The sequence below is a fragment of the Acinetobacter sp. CAU_H_S170_2 genome (genome assembly GCF_058890445.1).
Genome location: NZ_JBZYAE010000001.1, coordinates 2292479 through 2308713, shown reverse-complemented (window position 1 = coordinate 2308713; position 16235 = coordinate 2292479). Strand labels below are relative to the sequence as shown.

Annotated in this window: 16 protein-coding genes; 8 read left to right on the top strand and 8 right to left on the bottom strand. The window is 41.9% G+C overall.

The window, feature by feature from the left end:
* Nucleotides 1-467 precede the first annotated feature (467 nt).
* Nucleotides 468-1733, top strand: a complete 1266-nt coding sequence (locus AC5EUN_RS11415; RefSeq protein ID WP_493352356.1) for an anaerobic sulfatase maturase — start codon at nucleotides 468-470, stop codon at nucleotides 1731-1733.
* A gap of 121 nt (nucleotides 1734-1854) precedes the next feature.
* A complete protein-coding gene (locus tag AC5EUN_RS11410; RefSeq protein ID WP_171253706.1) occupies nucleotides 1855-3405 on the top strand; it encodes an arylsulfatase in 1551 nt (516 codons plus the stop codon).
* 110 nt (nucleotides 3406-3515) lie between these two features.
* Here AC5EUN_RS11410 and AC5EUN_RS11405 read toward each other — a convergent pair whose 3' ends face one another.
* On the bottom strand, nucleotides 3516-3992 hold the full coding sequence (locus tag AC5EUN_RS11405) for a copper resistance protein NlpE (RefSeq protein ID WP_010326290.1): 477 nt from the start codon (nucleotides 3990-3992) through the stop codon (nucleotides 3516-3518).
* 277 nt (nucleotides 3993-4269) lie between these two features.
* On the opposite strand from AC5EUN_RS11405, the gene AC5EUN_RS11400 reads away from it, so the two are divergent.
* Nucleotides 4270-4866 carry a 1-acyl-sn-glycerol-3-phosphate acyltransferase gene (locus tag AC5EUN_RS11400; RefSeq protein WP_010326291.1) on the top strand — a complete coding sequence of 199 codons (597 nt, stop codon included), beginning with the start codon at nucleotides 4270-4272 and terminating at the stop codon, nucleotides 4864-4866.
* A gap of 63 nt (nucleotides 4867-4929) precedes the next feature.
* Here AC5EUN_RS11400 and AC5EUN_RS11395 read toward each other — a convergent pair whose 3' ends face one another.
* The 4 genes from AC5EUN_RS11395 to mrdA all read right to left on the bottom strand — a co-directional run bounded on the left by AC5EUN_RS11395 (nucleotide 4930) and on the right by mrdA (nucleotide 8986).
* Nucleotides 4930-5265: a hypothetical protein gene (locus AC5EUN_RS11395; protein ID WP_010326292.1), complete on the bottom strand. Its 336-nt coding sequence runs from the start codon at nucleotides 5263-5265 to the stop codon at nucleotides 4930-4932.
* A gap of 165 nt (nucleotides 5266-5430) precedes the next feature.
* Nucleotides 5431-6165, bottom strand: a complete 735-nt coding sequence (locus tag AC5EUN_RS11390) for a sulfite exporter TauE/SafE family protein (RefSeq protein ID WP_010326293.1) — start codon at nucleotides 6163-6165, stop codon at nucleotides 5431-5433.
* 206 nt (nucleotides 6166-6371) lie between these two features.
* Nucleotides 6372-6938, bottom strand: coding sequence for a 16S rRNA (guanine(966)-N(2))-methyltransferase RsmD (rsmD, locus tag AC5EUN_RS11385; protein ID WP_010326294.1), 567 nt, complete (start codon nucleotides 6936-6938; stop codon nucleotides 6372-6374).
* Between the two features lie 2 nt (nucleotides 6939-6940).
* Nucleotides 6941-8986, bottom strand: coding sequence for a penicillin-binding protein 2 (gene mrdA, locus AC5EUN_RS11380; RefSeq protein WP_010326295.1), 2046 nt, complete (start codon nucleotides 8984-8986; stop codon nucleotides 6941-6943).
* Between the two features lie 241 nt (nucleotides 8987-9227).
* Here mrdA and AC5EUN_RS11375 point away from each other — a divergent pair, with 241 nt between their 5' ends.
* The 4 genes from AC5EUN_RS11375 (at nucleotide 9228) to AC5EUN_RS11360 (ending at nucleotide 12143) form a co-directional block, all read left to right on the top strand.
* Nucleotides 9228-9746 carry a hypothetical protein gene (locus tag AC5EUN_RS11375; RefSeq protein WP_493352355.1) on the top strand — a complete coding sequence of 173 codons (519 nt, stop codon included), beginning with the start codon at nucleotides 9228-9230 and terminating at the stop codon, nucleotides 9744-9746.
* A 63-nt stretch (nucleotides 9747-9809) separates the two neighbouring features.
* Nucleotides 9810-11126 carry a DUF445 domain-containing protein gene (locus tag AC5EUN_RS11370; RefSeq protein WP_004694304.1) on the top strand — a complete coding sequence of 439 codons (1317 nt, stop codon included), beginning with the start codon at nucleotides 9810-9812 and terminating at the stop codon, nucleotides 11124-11126.
* Nucleotides 11127-11203: 77 nt separating this feature from the next.
* A complete protein-coding gene (gene adk, locus AC5EUN_RS11365; RefSeq protein WP_004980915.1) occupies nucleotides 11204-11863 on the top strand; it encodes an adenylate kinase in 660 nt (219 codons plus the stop codon).
* A gap of 94 nt (nucleotides 11864-11957) precedes the next feature.
* Entirely contained in the window at nucleotides 11958-12143 is a 186-nt protein-coding gene (locus AC5EUN_RS11360) for a hypothetical protein (protein ID WP_371746420.1), read from the top strand.
* Nucleotides 12144-12154: 11 nt separating this feature from the next.
* On the opposite strand, the gene nth is transcribed toward AC5EUN_RS11360, so the two are convergent.
* Both nth and AC5EUN_RS11350 read right to left on the bottom strand, forming a co-directional pair.
* Nucleotides 12155-12865 (bottom strand): endonuclease III, encoded by a 711-nt coding sequence (gene nth / locus AC5EUN_RS11355; protein ID WP_148826427.1) that lies wholly within the window; start codon nucleotides 12863-12865, stop codon nucleotides 12155-12157.
* A gap of 3 nt (nucleotides 12866-12868) precedes the next feature.
* Nucleotides 12869-13663, bottom strand: coding sequence for an RnfABCDGE type electron transport complex subunit B (locus AC5EUN_RS11350; protein ID WP_493352354.1), 795 nt, complete (start codon nucleotides 13661-13663; stop codon nucleotides 12869-12871).
* 347 nt (nucleotides 13664-14010) lie between these two features.
* Between AC5EUN_RS11350 and gdhA the strand changes: the two genes are divergently transcribed.
* A complete protein-coding gene (gene gdhA / locus AC5EUN_RS11345; RefSeq protein ID WP_004980905.1) occupies nucleotides 14011-15354 on the top strand; it encodes an NADP-specific glutamate dehydrogenase in 1344 nt (447 codons plus the stop codon).
* Between the two features lie 73 nt (nucleotides 15355-15427).
* Here gdhA and AC5EUN_RS11340 read toward each other — a convergent pair whose 3' ends face one another.
* Entirely contained in the window at nucleotides 15428-16210 is a 783-nt protein-coding gene (locus AC5EUN_RS11340) for a DUF4377 domain-containing protein (protein ID WP_010326299.1), read from the bottom strand.
* Nucleotides 16211-16235: the final 25 nt, after the last annotated feature.

Here is a 16235-nt window from a genome sequence, read left to right as displayed (position 1 = left end):
AAAGCTTTAATAAGTAGAGACCATAAAAAATACAATTACCATTCTTTTGAGTGGTTTTTCTATTTTCAAAGTTTGATAACGTGCTCTACCAAGCAATGCAACTGTGTGAGATGGGTCAGTATTTTTCAGCATGCCTAAATTGGAATTGGCTGTTGATTTTTACTCTTACACGGTAGCTTTGCTGATGACAATTAAGCTTAGGGATAAGAAGAGAATGAATTATAAAACATTGAAATTATCAAAATATCTGAAAGGTTATCTTATAGCAGCCTTCCTGTTGCGTGTTTAGCGGCAACAGTCACTCGGGTTAATCCATTCAAAATACAAAACGGCTCTGCTCTTTAGCAGACTTCATGTAGTGAATGGAATGAAACTCGCTAATCTCTTTTCGCAAAATGACTTGTGCACATGGTTATGTACAGTTGCGAATTAGTGCCTGAACGCTGAAAAAATGAGGACTCTAAAAAATGCGAATGATACCTATACAAGCTGAATCGCCGCCTTTAAAAAGCCTGCAAGTGCAGGGACAAACATATCGCTATCACGTGATGGTCAAGCCCTCTGGCGCACAGTGTAACTTGGACTGTAGTTATTGCTTCTATTTGCATAAGCAAGATATGTTGCATCAACCGAAAACTCCGCGCATGACGGAGTCAATGCTAGAGCTTCATATTAAGCAATATATTGAAGCACAAACTGGGGATGAAATTGTATTTAGTTGGCAGGGCGGTGAGCCGACCTTAATGAGGGTGGATTTCTTTAAACGCGTGACTGCACTACAACATAAATATAAGAAACCCAATCAACGCATTGAAAATGACTTACAAACCAACGGTATTTTACTCGATGAACACTGGTGTGCCTTTCTAAAAAAACATGATTATCTTGTTGGCTTATCCATTGATGGTCCAGCCGATTTGCACGACATCCACCGTTATAACAAAGGTGGTAAACCTACCCATGCCAAAGTGATGCATGCTGCGCAACTACTGCATCAATACCAAATACGCTTTAACGCATTATGTGTGGTCAATCGCGATAACAGCAAACGACCGCTCGATGTGTACCGCTTCCTGCGTGATCAGGTTAAACCTTACATGATTCAGTTTATTCCAGGCATGGAAAGTGCGCAGTTCCAACAAACAGCGCCAGGACACTGGAATCCAGCCGATTTACCGAAACTAGGCAGTACCGCAGCACAACCCGGAACTATTGATTCCGTAGTAACCGACTGGTCGATTGCTGCGGATGATTGGGGGAGCTTCTTATCTACTGTATGGAAGGAGTGGTTTGCTCAAGACTTTGGACAAGTGTTTATCGATCAATTTAAGAATGTGATTTCGATGATGTTTGGATATGGCGCACAAAAATGTGTATCTGGACAGATTTGCGGGAAGTCACTCGCAGTGGAGCACAATGGTGATTTATTTTCCTGTGATCACTTTGTCTATCCAGAATATAAGCTCGGCAATATTCAAGAGACCCATCAGGGGGATTTGGTTTTTGCAGAGCGACAAAAGAAATTTGCCTATGCCAAGTCAAACTCACTCCCAGAATACTGCCGCAAATGTCCATATTTACAACTGTGCTGGGGCGATTGTCCGAAAGACCGTTTCTTGAAAACCCCTGAAGGAGAAGTTGGCTTACATTACCTGTGCTCAGGCTTAAAGAAATTTTTTCATACCGCAGCCACTTCCAAAAGTGAGATTGCGAAACGCTTACAACCACATTAAAAGAACCGTAATAACGTAGGGCAGGACGTCGCCCATAAATGATGAAGTATCAAATGATTGTGTGGATACAATTGTTTGAAAGTGAGTTTTTATCTGTTCCAAAAACTGTTAAGGAAAACATATGCGTAAAAAAATTATTGCACGTTCCATCGCTCTGGCAGGAGGGGCTTTGCTTTCAACCGCCCTGATGGCAAAAGCACCGAATATCTTGGTGATTATGTCGGATGATGTGGGCATGACAAACGTCAGCGCGTATAGCCATGGGGTTATGGGGTATAACACGCCGAATATTGACCGTATTGCCAAAGAAGGCATTATGTTCACTGATCATTATGCACAGCCAAGTTCTGCCGCAGGTCGTGCATCGTTTATTACGGGTCAGTATCCAATTCGTTCAGGTTTGACCACGGTAGGGCGACCAGATTCGCCTTTAGGGATTAAACCAGAAACACCAACGCTGGCAGAAGTACTAAAACCTTTGGGTTATATGAGTGGTCAGTTTGGTAAAAACCACTTGGGTGACCGTAACGAACATTTACCAACGGTACATGGTTTTGATGAGTTCTTCGGTAATTTGTATCACCTCAATACTGAGGAGACTTTTGAGCAATTTGATTATCCAAAAGATCCAGAATTCCGTCAAAAATTTGGTACTCGTGGCGTTCTACACTGTTATGCAAACACTACAGATGATGAAACGAATGATCCGCGTTTTGGTAAAATGGGTAAGCAAAAATGTAAAGATACGGGTGAACTTTCGCGTAAACGCATGGAAACGGTGGATGATGAATTCATTGCAGCCAGCTTAGACTTTATGAAGCGCAGTAAAAAAGCAGACAAGCCGTTTTTTGTATGGTTAAACCCAAGTCGTATGCACATGTTTACCCATTTACGTCCTGAGCATCGTTACTTAGCTGCTAAAGCCACCTCAGAAGATGATCTATACGGCAGCGGTATGGTTGAACACGATATGCAAGTCGGTCAACTCTTGGATGATATGAAGAAGATGGGGGTGTTGGATAACACCATCATTGTTTATACCACTGATAATGGCCCTGAGCACAGTGCAAAAAATCATGGTGGAACCACACCATTCCGTGGTGAAAAAATGACGACCTATGAAGGGGGAGTCCGTGTTCCAATGATGGTGCGATGGCCGGGACATATTCCTGCGGGACAAGTGAAACACGGCATTCAGTCGCATATGGATTTGTTTACAACTTTGGCGAATGTCGCAGGGAATAAAAATGTGGTCGAGGTGATGAAAACCAATCGTAAGCAAATTATTGATGGTGTAAACAATATCGACTATTGGACGGGCAAATCAAAAGAGAGTATGCGAGATAATTTTCTGTACTATCATGAATCGATTTTACGTGCAGTTCGTATTAATCAATGGAAAGTTCATTTTGAAACCAGTGAAAATTATTACGACCAATATCAAAAGCAAAAATTTCCAGTGATGTACAACCTTCGTCAAGACCCATTTGAGACTTTTGATAGTATTAGAGACCGTTCGGAGATTATTCAAACCAAGCAATGGATTTCTGAACCTTTACAGGCATTACTGGGTTCACACATTAAATCTTTGATGGATTATCCACCTGTACAAAAAGCTGCAACACTTGATTTTAGCGAGCTAATTAAGAATATGCAGACCCAAAAGCAGTAAACTCTGATAAAGGTGGCCGAAGTAATTCAGCCACCATTTTGATGTTTTGGTGAAATTTATGCTGTGATATATAAAGAAGCAATTTAAATCATTCAGAATGTTGCGAGTGTCTATTCTAAGGATTTGGTGAGTTTAAAGTTGGACTCAGGTTGATCCAGTAGTTGGCCTTTATCGCCACGCATTTCAATGAATTGCGCACCAATATAATAAATACGGCTATCACCAGATGAGTCGAGCTGTATCAGTTGATCAGAGTCATTCAAAAATTGAAATGAACCTTTCACTTCATTGACATAATTATTATTCGATTTGCCTAAAAATTTTTGTTTCAGCACAAAATGATGATCTAAGGTCAGTTCAAGTTCAGTGTCGATCCCAGAACAATCATGACAGGGTAGAACCCCTTGATATGTGCCTACCCAATCTAAGGCATTTGCTGTGTCTGGTGCATCCATCACGGTTGTGCTAGCACTGTCGTCCAGAGATGCCGTGACATTGTGATCTGGTGGAGGATTGTTTTCATTTGGCTTTGAGCATGCAGTTAACATGGTGAAAGATAGGCATAGTGCTAAAACAGTCTTTTGCATATACAGCACCTGATATTATTCAATGTTTAGTTTTACACTACAGTAGTGCAGGAAATGAATCTGTGAAGATCTGTGAGTGCTTCTGTATCTTCAATAAAGAATACTATTCACGTATTTTTACCTTTAATCTCAAAGACCCTGTTTTTTCTTGAAATATTTGGAATTAAATAAAATATACGTTTATAGATTAATTGTTGTTTTATTGAGCGTCTCGCCGTGTATTTGATCAGCAGCATTGCTAGAATCGGCGCGGATTTTCAGTAATGTGGTATTTTTTGTGTTCGAAAAGCTTGCAGAACAAAGTTTAGCCTTAATGGGGTGGCAGATTGATAATCATTGGGATTTGAATATCGATCAATGTGTAATGATTGCAGCGCCACATACCAGCAATTGGGATGCGCTGTACGCTCGTTTGGCATTAAAGGCCTTAGGTGTGCATGTCCGTATCACTATTAAAGACAGCTATATGAAACTGCCATTTGGGCCATTTGTTCGTGCAATGGGCGGGATAGGTATTGACCGTCGTCCGAAGCATGAAGGTGAACCACGTCCAAGTATGGTGCAACTCATGAGTGATCTTTTTAAAGAACACCCTAAGTTGGTGATGTTGGTCACCCCTGAAGGGACACGTGCCAAGCAGGAACAGTGGAAAACAGGTTTTTACCATGTTGCAGTTAGTGCAGGTGTTCCAATTGCGTTGGCCTATATGGACTATGCGAAGAAAAAAACTGGAGTGGGTAAAATTATTTATCCTACTGGTGATTATGAAAAAGATATGGCTGAAATTATGGCATTTTATGCGCAAATTTCTGCTAAATTTCCTCAAGATTTCAGTGTCGATACTCGCTATCACAACGACTCAACTGTGTCTTAAATTCGAATCATATGAAATAAAAAAGACAGCTTTCGAGCTGTCTTTTTTATTGCTAATCGTATTTTAAGGACTTTGCTGGGGATTGGGTAAAACCCCACCTAGTGATTGGCATGCGGCCGTATAACTTTGTAGCTGTGTTTCAATCACTTCGGGCAGGGGCAGGTCAAAAATTTGATCGCCATGTTGATAGCTTTCTACATAGGATTGGGCTTTTTGTTTGCTGCTGGCAAGCACTTGTTCATGATAACTGGTCATACTGCTGTGGTCTGCTTGATCGCGCTCTATATTTTGACAGTCAAAAGATTGGAGAAGTTTTTCGGCTTGTTTTATTTCTTTGGATGAGCTTATGGAGCAAGCACTGATAAAGCAAATACTCAGTAGTGCAAGAGGCAGTTTCATATATGGTGAGCGGTGGGTTTGAAGGTGTGCCAATTGTATAAAGATTTTTGGAGTTGGAGAAAGCCCAGTAGAGCTAAGTTGTTTAAAGATGAGCCTATTTTGACACAAAACACACAATTGCTGACCCAAGCCAATGCCAAAGTGCAGAGTCAGGTTTTTATAGCACTACAGAAAGCGATAGCTGATACATAGAAAACAGCCTGAACTAAACAATAAACCCAGTACCGTATGTTTGAACTGCCGCTCAGAAATTTTATAAAACAATTGCGCGCCGAGCATGGCAGGTAGACTCACACTCAAAAGTAAGATGCCCATATAGGGTAAATGTTGCAAGTTTAAATTTCCGCGGAGCAGATAGGTGAGTAAGGTGAATAGCTGAATGGCGAAATTAAAATGCCTTAAAATTGAGCGCTGTTGCTCTTTAGGAAGGTTTTTTAACATGACCCAAGCTGAAGGCAGTGAGCCACAAAAGCCTCCTAACCCACCCAATACACCTCCAAGAAAACCAATACTGCTATCGGCGTATTTTCCAGAGTTTTGAATGAAGCGAATCTGGGGATTAATTAACATCAATGGACACCAAAGAATCAAAAAAATTCCTAGAACCAGTTTAAAGGTATGTGCTTGAATGATGTCTAACAGATAGGTACCCAATGGAACGCCAATCAGACCTGCAAGGATATAAGGCGTAACAAGGCTTTTATCAAGTTGAAAGGCAGATTCCGACTTTAAGGAAATTAGGTGACTCCAGACTGAGGCGAACACCACCAAGGGCGCTGCGAGCTGAGGTGCCAAGATCCAGACCCAAAATGACATGGCAATTAAGGCAAATGCAAAGCCCGTGAGTCCCTGTACAAAACCCGCCACCATTGCACCTAAGATAAAGATCAACCAAGTCATATGCGATATATTTAAAATTTTAGCGAGTGTATGGTTTTTCGATCTGTCTACATAGTTTTAGACATGAAAAATGATTGAAACCTTAGCTTGATTTTGAATATGTATATTGATCTTTATACATAGCGTAGCTCAGAACCACACTAATATGCACTAAGAGCAATTTCTTTCGTGATGGCCTAAATCAAAAGGGCGTAAAAGTGTCTAGATTATGGGGAAACCACCACTTTCTTTTGATATAAACCTGCACGTACAGTCCCAGCTTTGGTGCTCTTCACTTGCACCCACGATGCTGGAAGTTTTAATAGATTCAAATCCCGATCGGCTTCTACATAAATATAGCCATTATTTTGAATTATCGGATCCGCCAAGAGGGCCAGTTCTTCCCATAGCTCTAGGCTATACGGTGGGTCTAAAAAGACCAAGTCAAATTGCTCTTTTAAGGTGGCTAATGTTTGCTGTGCAGTCGCTACTTTTAACTGGGCACGAGACTTAGGGACTTTAAGGAGTTCCAAGTTTTGCGTTAAAAACTGTGCTTGACTGCGGTCAGGTTCAATCATCACTATCTTTGATGCACCACGTGATAAGGCTTCAAATGCCAACGCACCCGAACCTGCACAAATATCCAAAACATTGGTGTTTTGCACATCCCACATGAGCCAATTAAACAAAGTCTCACGTACGCGATCAGGCGTAGGGCGTAAACCTTCAATATTGGCAAAAGGCAGTTGACGACGTTTCCAGTCCCCTCCAATGATGCGGAGTTGGTTTTTCATAATTAGTCTGACTCCACAGGTGCAGAAGGTGGTGTAGCTGAACGGCTTGTATTTGCCGTTGTTGAAGCGGGTGCTGTATTGGAAGTACTGGTTGGCGTAGCTGTACTTGTCCCAGTTGTGGTCGCTGGTGGAGTGCTACCACTTGGTAATTCACCCGGTTTAATCCCCGCTGTCATCAAGCCGCCACTAATTTGATGGTTTTGTGGACGAATTGGATTTTTATGACGTGTGAGCAGCCAGTAGTCTAAGATCGGACGAGCCAGCTGTGCCGCAGAACCACCATGACGACCATTTTCCCAAACCACTGCAATCGCAATTTCAGGGTTTTCCGCAGGTGCAAAGCCTACGAATAAACCGTGATCTAACTGACGTTCAGTCAATAGGGCTTCATTATAGCGTTTACCTTGAGCAATACTTTTGACCTGTGCAGTACCGGTTTTACCTGCAATTTTATACATTGGCGTGCGAATGCCACGTCCAGTCCCTGTTTCAATGACATCGACCATGGCATCACGCATTTGTATCCAGTCTTGATCGGTGCCATTGAACTGGATTCTGCCATCAGGTGCATTTAAGTCTTTATGTGGTTTTGCGCCTTTACTGGTTTGTAAAACATGCGGAATCACATGTGAACCATGGTTGGCGGTAATGGCTGTTGCCATGGCCAATTGCAGCGGTGTTGCTGTAAAAGCACCTTGTCCAATACTTACTGAAATGGTTTCCCCTTTGAGCCACTTGGCATCTCGGGTACGCATTTTCCATTCGGGGTTTGGGTAAAGGCCTGTACTTTCACTTGGTAAATCCACGCCAGTTTTTTCACCAAAGCCAAACTGCCGCATCCATGTGTTCATTTTTTCAATGCCCATACGGAACGACAGAATGTAGAAGAAGGTATCACAAGAGACCACTTGAGATTTATGCAAGTTGACTACGCCGTGGCCTGATTTTTTCCAGTCGCGGAATTTATGCGAATCGCCTGGAAGTGTGAAATAGCCATGATCGGAAATGGCCGTGCCCCAATCAATTAAGCCATAATGAATACCACCTAAACCAAACATCGGTTTAATGGTTGAGCCGGGTGGGTAAGCACCTTGTACAGCACGGTTATATAGCGGTTGATCGAGGTTATCGCGTAAACCGCTATAGTCGGTATGACTAATGCCGGTGACAAACAGGTTAGGGTTAAAACTTGGACTTGAGACCAAGGCGAGGATTTCACCTGTACGTGGATCCATCGCTACAATTGCGCCACGACGACCTGCAAGCTGCTCTGAGGCAACCGTTTGCAAGCCATAATCGAGCGAAAGATATAAATCATTACCACGAACGGGTTCTTTGCGACCTAAGTGGCGTAACACGTTACCGTGTGCATCGGCTTCGACCGACTCATTTCCTGGCACACCATGCAGCAAATCTTCATAGGAGTTTTCTACCCCAATTTTACCAATCAGGTTAGTGCCCGCATACAAATCTTTATTGATGCTTTTTAATTCTTTATCGTTAATTCGACCCACATAACCAATCACATGGGCAAACAGTTCACCATGTGGATAGTAGCGTGTCATCTGGGTTTCGATATTAACCCCAGGGAATTGATATTTAACTTCGCTAAAGCGAGCGATATCATTTTCATTGAGATTAAGTTTAATGGAAACGCGTTCAGTTTTACGTGAGGCTTTAATACGACTGTTAAAGCGTTCAATATCATCTGGTGTGAGTTCTAAGATTGGTGTTAAACGTTCAATCGTGGCATCAATATCCGTCACATCCGCTCTACTCATCGTCGCGGTAAAGACAGGATAATTGTCCGCCAACAGTACACCATTGCGGTCATAAATATAACCACGTGCAGGGGCTAAAGGTTGTAGGCGGATACGGTTTTGATCGGATGCAGTTGAAAACTCGTCAAATTGAACCAGCTGTAAATAGGCATAGCGAGTGACTAAAATCAGCAAGAAGAAAACCACAATACCCATGGAGATAAAGGTACGATTTCGAAAAATGCGCTTTTCTTGTTGGACATTTTTTAAAGGAAAGTGCTGTTTCATACCAAATCGACTTAAACACATGGATAAAGAGGAAAATACCTGCGCGCTATTCTAACGCATGTCACACTGTTTTGATATTTGTAATCGCGGCTTCTGCTTTTCATTTTTGCCTAAATTTTGACTTTATAGACATCAAAAATATAAATTGCTGTATATAAGTGTTTTATAAATTCTGCTACAGTCAAAATCCTGTAAAAAGGGACCAATTACTAAAATAACATTACGGATAATGGTGACAATAATGACAAGAATTTATCCAGTGTTGGCACTTGTTGCCTGTGCAAACGTAGCCTACGCTCAAGATAATTCCTTTTTGCCAGATGCAAAAATTCCTGCTGGCAGTGCTCAAACGTGGAATGTAGGGGCTGGTGTAACGCAGAAATTACTGCACACCAATCTGGAATGGGTGAATCCTTATGGCATTGCATACGCAAAAGCTGGGGTATTTATCAATGATGATTACCCTGTAGGTGGTCAGTTGGGTTTTAGATTTCCAGTTCATTTTACTGGTAAAGATAAAAATGGCTATTATCTCGGTGTTTATGCGGGGCATATTGACAGTAAGAAAGTGGATGACGAGTACGAATCTCGCCTTGGTGGTGGTGTAGATCTTGCTTATGTGTTACTGAGTCCTGAACGAATCAGCACTTTCAGTGTAGGGATTGGTGCAGGGGAAAAACTCGAAGCCAAATCGGGCTATGTGGTTGCAGAAACTGAACCGAGACTACAATTTTCCTATACTCTAAGTTTCGGTTTGTAGACACAATATCTTTTTTAAAACGCTATATAATTCAGTTAATAAAATTAAATATGGAAGTTATGCATGCTTGAGTACGTCAATCAGTTGTGGCAAACCTTTTTGAATCGACCCGATTTTTGGGCTGTACTCAGCATTATTCCTGTGACTGCTTTTGTGACTTGGGCGCACGTTTGGATGGCCCTGAAAATGGTCTTTTACCCGATTACATTTTGGGGCTTTCATATTGGGCCTTTGCCTGTGGGTTGGCAGGGCATTGTGCCCAGAAAAGCGGGGCGTATTTCAGGCATCATTACGGATAACACCTTATCTAAGCTTGGTTCTTTGCGTGAATTTTTAGATGCAATGGATCCTGAGGATATGGCGCGAATCATTGGTGAGCAAGTTGGTTTTGAACTTGAGCACCTGATTGATGAAGTCATGATTGACCGTAATGCTGTACTTTGGGAAAACTTACCTTATTCGATTAAGCGTCGAATTTATGCGCAGGCACACAAACAGCTTCCGGCTGTGCTCAGAGAATTAGTGACCGAACTGACCATGAACGTCGAGTCACTTGTGGATATGCGCGATATGGTGGTCAGCCAAATGGAAGGTGACCGCAGACTAATGGTGCGTATGTTCTTGAAAGTGGGTCAGAAAGAAATCAACTTTATTTGGCATATTAGTGCCCTCATTGGGATGTTCTTTGGTATCTTCCAAATGATTGTTTGGTTTGTGGTGCCATGGCATTGGACCGTGCCATTTTGGGCGGCAGTATGGGGCTTCTTAACCAACTGGATTGCGATTTGGATGGTGTTTAATCCAATTGAGCCACACTATGTTCGATATCTGCAACTGACTGAATTAACAAAAGATCGTAAGTTTCCATGGATTAAGCCTGTGATTCCGCGCATTGGGACTTATAATGTGCAAGGCGCTTTCATGAAGCGTCAAGAAGAAGTGTCTGATGTGTTTGCAAGTGTAGTCACAGAAGACCTGATTACGTTAAAATCCATCATGACTGAAATGATGTATGGCAATAAAAAAGACAAGACCCGTCGTATTGTCAAACGTCATATTAATGAAATTATGGAAACACCATTGGTGAGAACATCTTTGCAGCTGTCTTTGGGGCCACGTGAATACGCAAAACTCAAGACGGACTTGATTGATCGTTCAATTGAAATTACGATGGTGCCTGTATGCGACCCAGCGTTCAATGCGAGCCGTGCACAGAAAATCTATCAAATGTTTAGAGACCGTATTCGGGAGCTAACGCCGAAAGAATTTCAAAACTTATTACGTCCTGCATTTCAGGAAGACGAATGGATTTTGATTTTATTGGGTGGGGTAACGGGCTTCATTGCGGGTACAATACATTTGTTTGTAGCTTTCTTATAATTAGATGCTAAAAATATGTCGAATTTGTCGGCATGTATAAAGCGTCAAATATATTGTTTAAATGAGGATGTTTTTTTATGCGCATTATCTTACTCGGACCACCTGGAGCAGGTAAAGGTACACAAGCTCAGTTGATCTGTAAGCGCTACAATGTCCCACAAATTTCAACCGGTGATATGCTCCGTGCTGCAATTCGTGAAGGAACTGAACTCGGTCTACAAGCTAAAAGCGTGATGGACAATGGTGGTCTTGTATCTGATGAACTGATCATTGGTTTAGTGAAAGAACGTATTGCACAACCTGACTGTGTAAATGGCTGTATCTTTGATGGTTTCCCTCGTACCATTCCTCAAGCCGAAGCGCTTGAAAATGAAGGCATCAACATTGATCACGTGATTGAAATTGATGTACCTGACGAAGAAATCGTACAACGTCTTTCTGGTCGCCGTCAGCACCCTGCATCGGGCCGTGTTTATCACATCGTTTACAACCCACCTAAAGTGGAAGGTAAGGACGACGAAACTGGTGAAGAGCTGGTACAGCGTCCAGATGACCAAGAAGCAACGATTCGTAAGCGTTTAGGTTCATACCACACTGAAACTGAACAGTTGGTTGGTTTCTACCAAGGTCGCGCAGCGTCTGGTGAAAATGCACCAACCTATGACAAGCTGAATGGCTTACGTCCAATTGACGAAGTACAAGCAGATTTGTTCGCGATTCTTGATCAAGACAAATAATTGCATGTTTTAAACATGGCAATGTTTTGACATTGAAAGAGCTCTAAGTCATATTAGGGCTCTTTTTCTTGATCCTCTAAAAATGGAGTCGCGTGTGGCACAAGTTGGAATCATTGTTTTAATTATTGTTGCCGTGGCGGTATTGGTGGGTTTGTTTTGCATTAGCGTAAAAATGCTACGCGATGTCAGTAAACAAGAAAAACTGTCGAAGAAGCAACCAGAACGTCAGTTGCATCCGAAGTTGCAGCAAGACTTAAAAGATAAATCGAATCAACAATAAAAAACTGAACTTTAATGTTCTGCTTCTATCGTCGTTGTGGCAATACGTGCTGCACCAAATTCAAAACGATCTGGCCAGTTACACACATCTGAAACAATACACTCATGGCATTTCGGTTTGCGTGCGATACAGCAGTATCGACCATGTAAAATCAGCCAATGATGCGAGTCGACAATAAATTCTTTTGGTATGACTTTTACCAAACGATGTTCGACTTCAAGCACATTTTTGCCGACCGCTAATCCCGTACGATTGCCTAAACGAAAAATATGCGTATCGACCGCCATGGTGGGTTGTCCAAAAGCAGTATTTAACACCACATTGGCAGTTTTTCGTCCTACACCGGGCAAAGCTTCTAAATCGGCACGGTTATTTGGCACGATGCTGTTATGTTTTTCAATCAGTATTTTACAGGCTTTGATGACATTTTCAGCCTTCGCATTATATAAGCCTATGGTTTTAATATAGGTTTTTAAACCATCGACCCCTAAGGCATAAATCGTTTCAGGTGTATTGGCAACAGGAAAGAGTTTATCGGTGGCTTTGTTGACACTCACATCTGTCGCCTGAGCAGACAAGGTCACAGCCACCAACAGCTCAAAAGGACTCGAATAATTCAATTCAGTTTTGGGGTTTGGACGTTGTGCACGTAAACGTTCAAAAAAGATTTGGATTTGCTTTTTGGTCATGTTTTTTACAGGTTTTCCGCTTGTCGTTAGCATGTTTTAAACTCCCTGTAACTGATGAAGCTGTTGGGTTAAGTCATCTAACAACAGACGTTTTTTCGCATCTTCACGAACACTAAGCTGCTTTTCTAATTTTTTAATTTGTACGCGTAATTTCGCCAGCTCAATGGTGGATTTTGCATCGAGCTTTGCTGCCATTTCTGGTTCTTTTTCAATAATCTGAATATCAGGCACAGTATCATTTTGGGCTGAAAATTGGGCAAATAACGCCGTATCAATTTCTGCACGAACCACTGGGCCTTTACGGTGTAGACGCTGTTTTTCTTCACGTTGAATATGTGCGTAATAGCGTTGTCTTAAATCATCTTGCTCAGCTTTGCGCAGGATTTCCGTCGGTATGCCGTCTACATCTGGAATAAGATCAATACAGTCAACAGGACAAGGCGGGATACACAGTTCACAGCCTGTACACAGGTCACTCAAAATACTGTGCATAAGTTTACCTGAGCCAATAATGGCATCTACAGGACAGGCACTAATACATTTGGTACAACCAATGCATTCATCTTCACGAATAACTGCTTTCATTCTCTGTGGGCGGCCATCGGCTTGAATAGGCCAAATACTTTCTTCTGCAATTAATGCTGGCCTGTTTAGCAACTGAGCCAATGCATCGGCTACAGGCTGCCCGCCGGGTACACATTTATTGGCTGCTTCACCTTCGCTGATGGCTTGGGCATAAGGCAGACATCCATCACGATGTCCGCAGAGTCCACATTGGGTTTGGGGAAGGAGGGCATCGATATTTTGGATCAGGGAAATGTGCGAATTCATGCGTAAACCAATCCTGCAACTGAATTTGCAGAGATATTAGGAGAAATAGGTAGATCACTGAATTTTACCATGTTTTTTTTGAATAATCCTGTGTTCTAAAACGGTTCATTAACTGCATCATTTTTGAGCAAAAAAAGATTTTAAACCTGTGTTTTCATTGGTGTTTTTTTATAACCAGTTTTGAGGTATGTTTTATATAAATAATTGTTATATAAATGATAAATATGTTTTTTTATAGAAATGTGTTGTGAATTGTTGGTAAAAGATATTTAATTGTTTGCGCCAAAATTTAACATTGTTTATAAAATTTGACCAATTTTGATCCATTTTCTGCTGAGGATTAAGCGTTGAAATATAACAGCCTTAATGAGTTTTTAGATTACGTGAAAACACGTGATGAACATCAACCCGAATTTCTACAAGCGGTAGAGGAAGTCATGACCAGCCTTTGGCCGTTCATTGAAAAAAATCCTCGTTATGCAGACCACGGTTTGCTGGAGCGTTTGGTTGAGCCAGAGCGTGCGATTCAATTCCGCGTTTCATGGGTGGATGATCAAGGTCAAACGCATGTAAATCGTGCTTTCCGTGTTCAATACAACTCGGCTATTGGTCCATTTAAAGGTGGTATGCGTTTTCATCCATCGGTGAACTTGTCTATTCTTAAGTTCTTGGGTTTTGAACAGACCTTTAAAAATGCCCTCACTACACTGCCAATGGGCGGTGGTAAAGGTGGTTCAGACTTTGATCCTAAGGGTAAGTCTGAAGGCGAAATTATGCGTTTCTGCCAAGCGCTAATGATTGAGCTATACCGTCACCTAGGTTCAAATACGGATATCCCTGCGGGTGATATTGGTGTGGGTGGCCGTGAAGTGGGTTATATGGCTGGCATGATGAAGAAGTTAAGTAATGACACTTCATCTGTGTTTACGGGTAAAGGTTTGACCTTTGGTGGTTCTTTGGCGCGTCCTGAAGCAACGGGCTACGGCACAGTGTATTTTGCTGAAGAAATGCTGAAAACACGTGGCGACTGCTTCCAAGGCAAAACAGTCACGATTTCTGGTTCTGGTAACGTAGCACAGTACGCTGCTGAAAAAGCAATGTATCTGGGTGCAAAAGTCGTTTCATTGTCTGACTCTGCGGGTACGGTATATGTAAAAGCAGGTTTTACCGATGCTTTACTTGCTGAAGTGATGGAATTGAAAAATGTGAAGCGCGGTCGTATTTCTGAGTTTGCATCTAAGCATGGCTTTGAATACTTAGAAGGTCAGCGTCCATGGTCTATTCCATGTGATATTGCACTGCCATGTGCAACTCAAAATGAGTTAGATCAGGCAGATGCTGAAGTACTTCTTGCAAATGGTGTGATTTGTGTCGCTGAAGGGGCAAACATGCCTTCTACCTTAGATGCAGTCGAAAAATTCGTTGAAGCGAAAATTTTATACGCACCAGGTAAAGCATCGAACGCGGGTGGTGTTGCGACTTCTGGCTTAGAAATGTCACAAAATGCTTTGCGTTTGGGTTGGACTTTTGAAGAAGTCGATGAGCGCTTACATGCGATCATGAAAGAAATTCACCGTAACTGTGTGAAATACGGTACACAAGCAGATGGTACTGTGAACTATGTCAATGGTGCGAACATTGCAGGCTTTGTAAAAGTTGCAGATGCAATGCTAGCTCAAGGCGTATTCTAAGTTTTGTACACTTAGAAAATCCCAATAAAAAACCGAGGCGATAGCCTCGGTTTTTTTCTAGGTCATTGAACGATTACAATGAACCTTTGACCGCTTCACGTTCAATAATCATGTCTTGAACATAAGCATATTTTGATTGGTCAGCCGCAGGGTTGGCAATTTCAAAACGTTTAACACGTACGATTTGACGCTCTTTCGGATTGTGGGTGAAACCATCGATATGGTTATAGAATAACGTCCAGTCTTTATCGACCTGCGTTTTTAGGCCATTTTCAGCATATTTAATTTCACGAACTTGTAGGCATTCCATACGGGCAACACCTGCAGAACATGTTTTGGTTTCTGGTGAAATTTCTAAGAAAACAGTTTCACCTTGGCTTTGATATTTCGATTCAGCAGTTTGCTTACCTGTGAATACAATTTTTTCACCTTTTGCCGATACCACGGTCAGTGTTGGCGCATCAGGATCATTTAGGTTTAAAACAAACGGTGCTTTACGGTTGTCAAATAAATCTGCTGCCATGCCTTCCTGAGCCATGGCTTTTGGTTCACATGCCATTTGAGTCGCCATCAGGTTACCCGTCACGATTTGATTACTCTCAACTTTCCAGCTAGTCCCCATACCGTTACAACTGGTTGCAATGCCTAAGCGACCAGCTTGTTTGTCAAAGTTTAAAACCAAAGGTTTAGGCGTACCTGCGGTGTTCGCGCTCCAATGGTAGTTTGCGAGTGTTTGATCTGCATTTTGTTGTTGTAGTACAGACACAGCCAAATCTCCTACTTTTTGAATATCAGATGATTGGCAAGCAGCCAGTGCGAGTGGGAAAAGGGCAATCGCTAAATATTTTAATTTCATGGGTTACAAGTTCTTGATTTAAAAT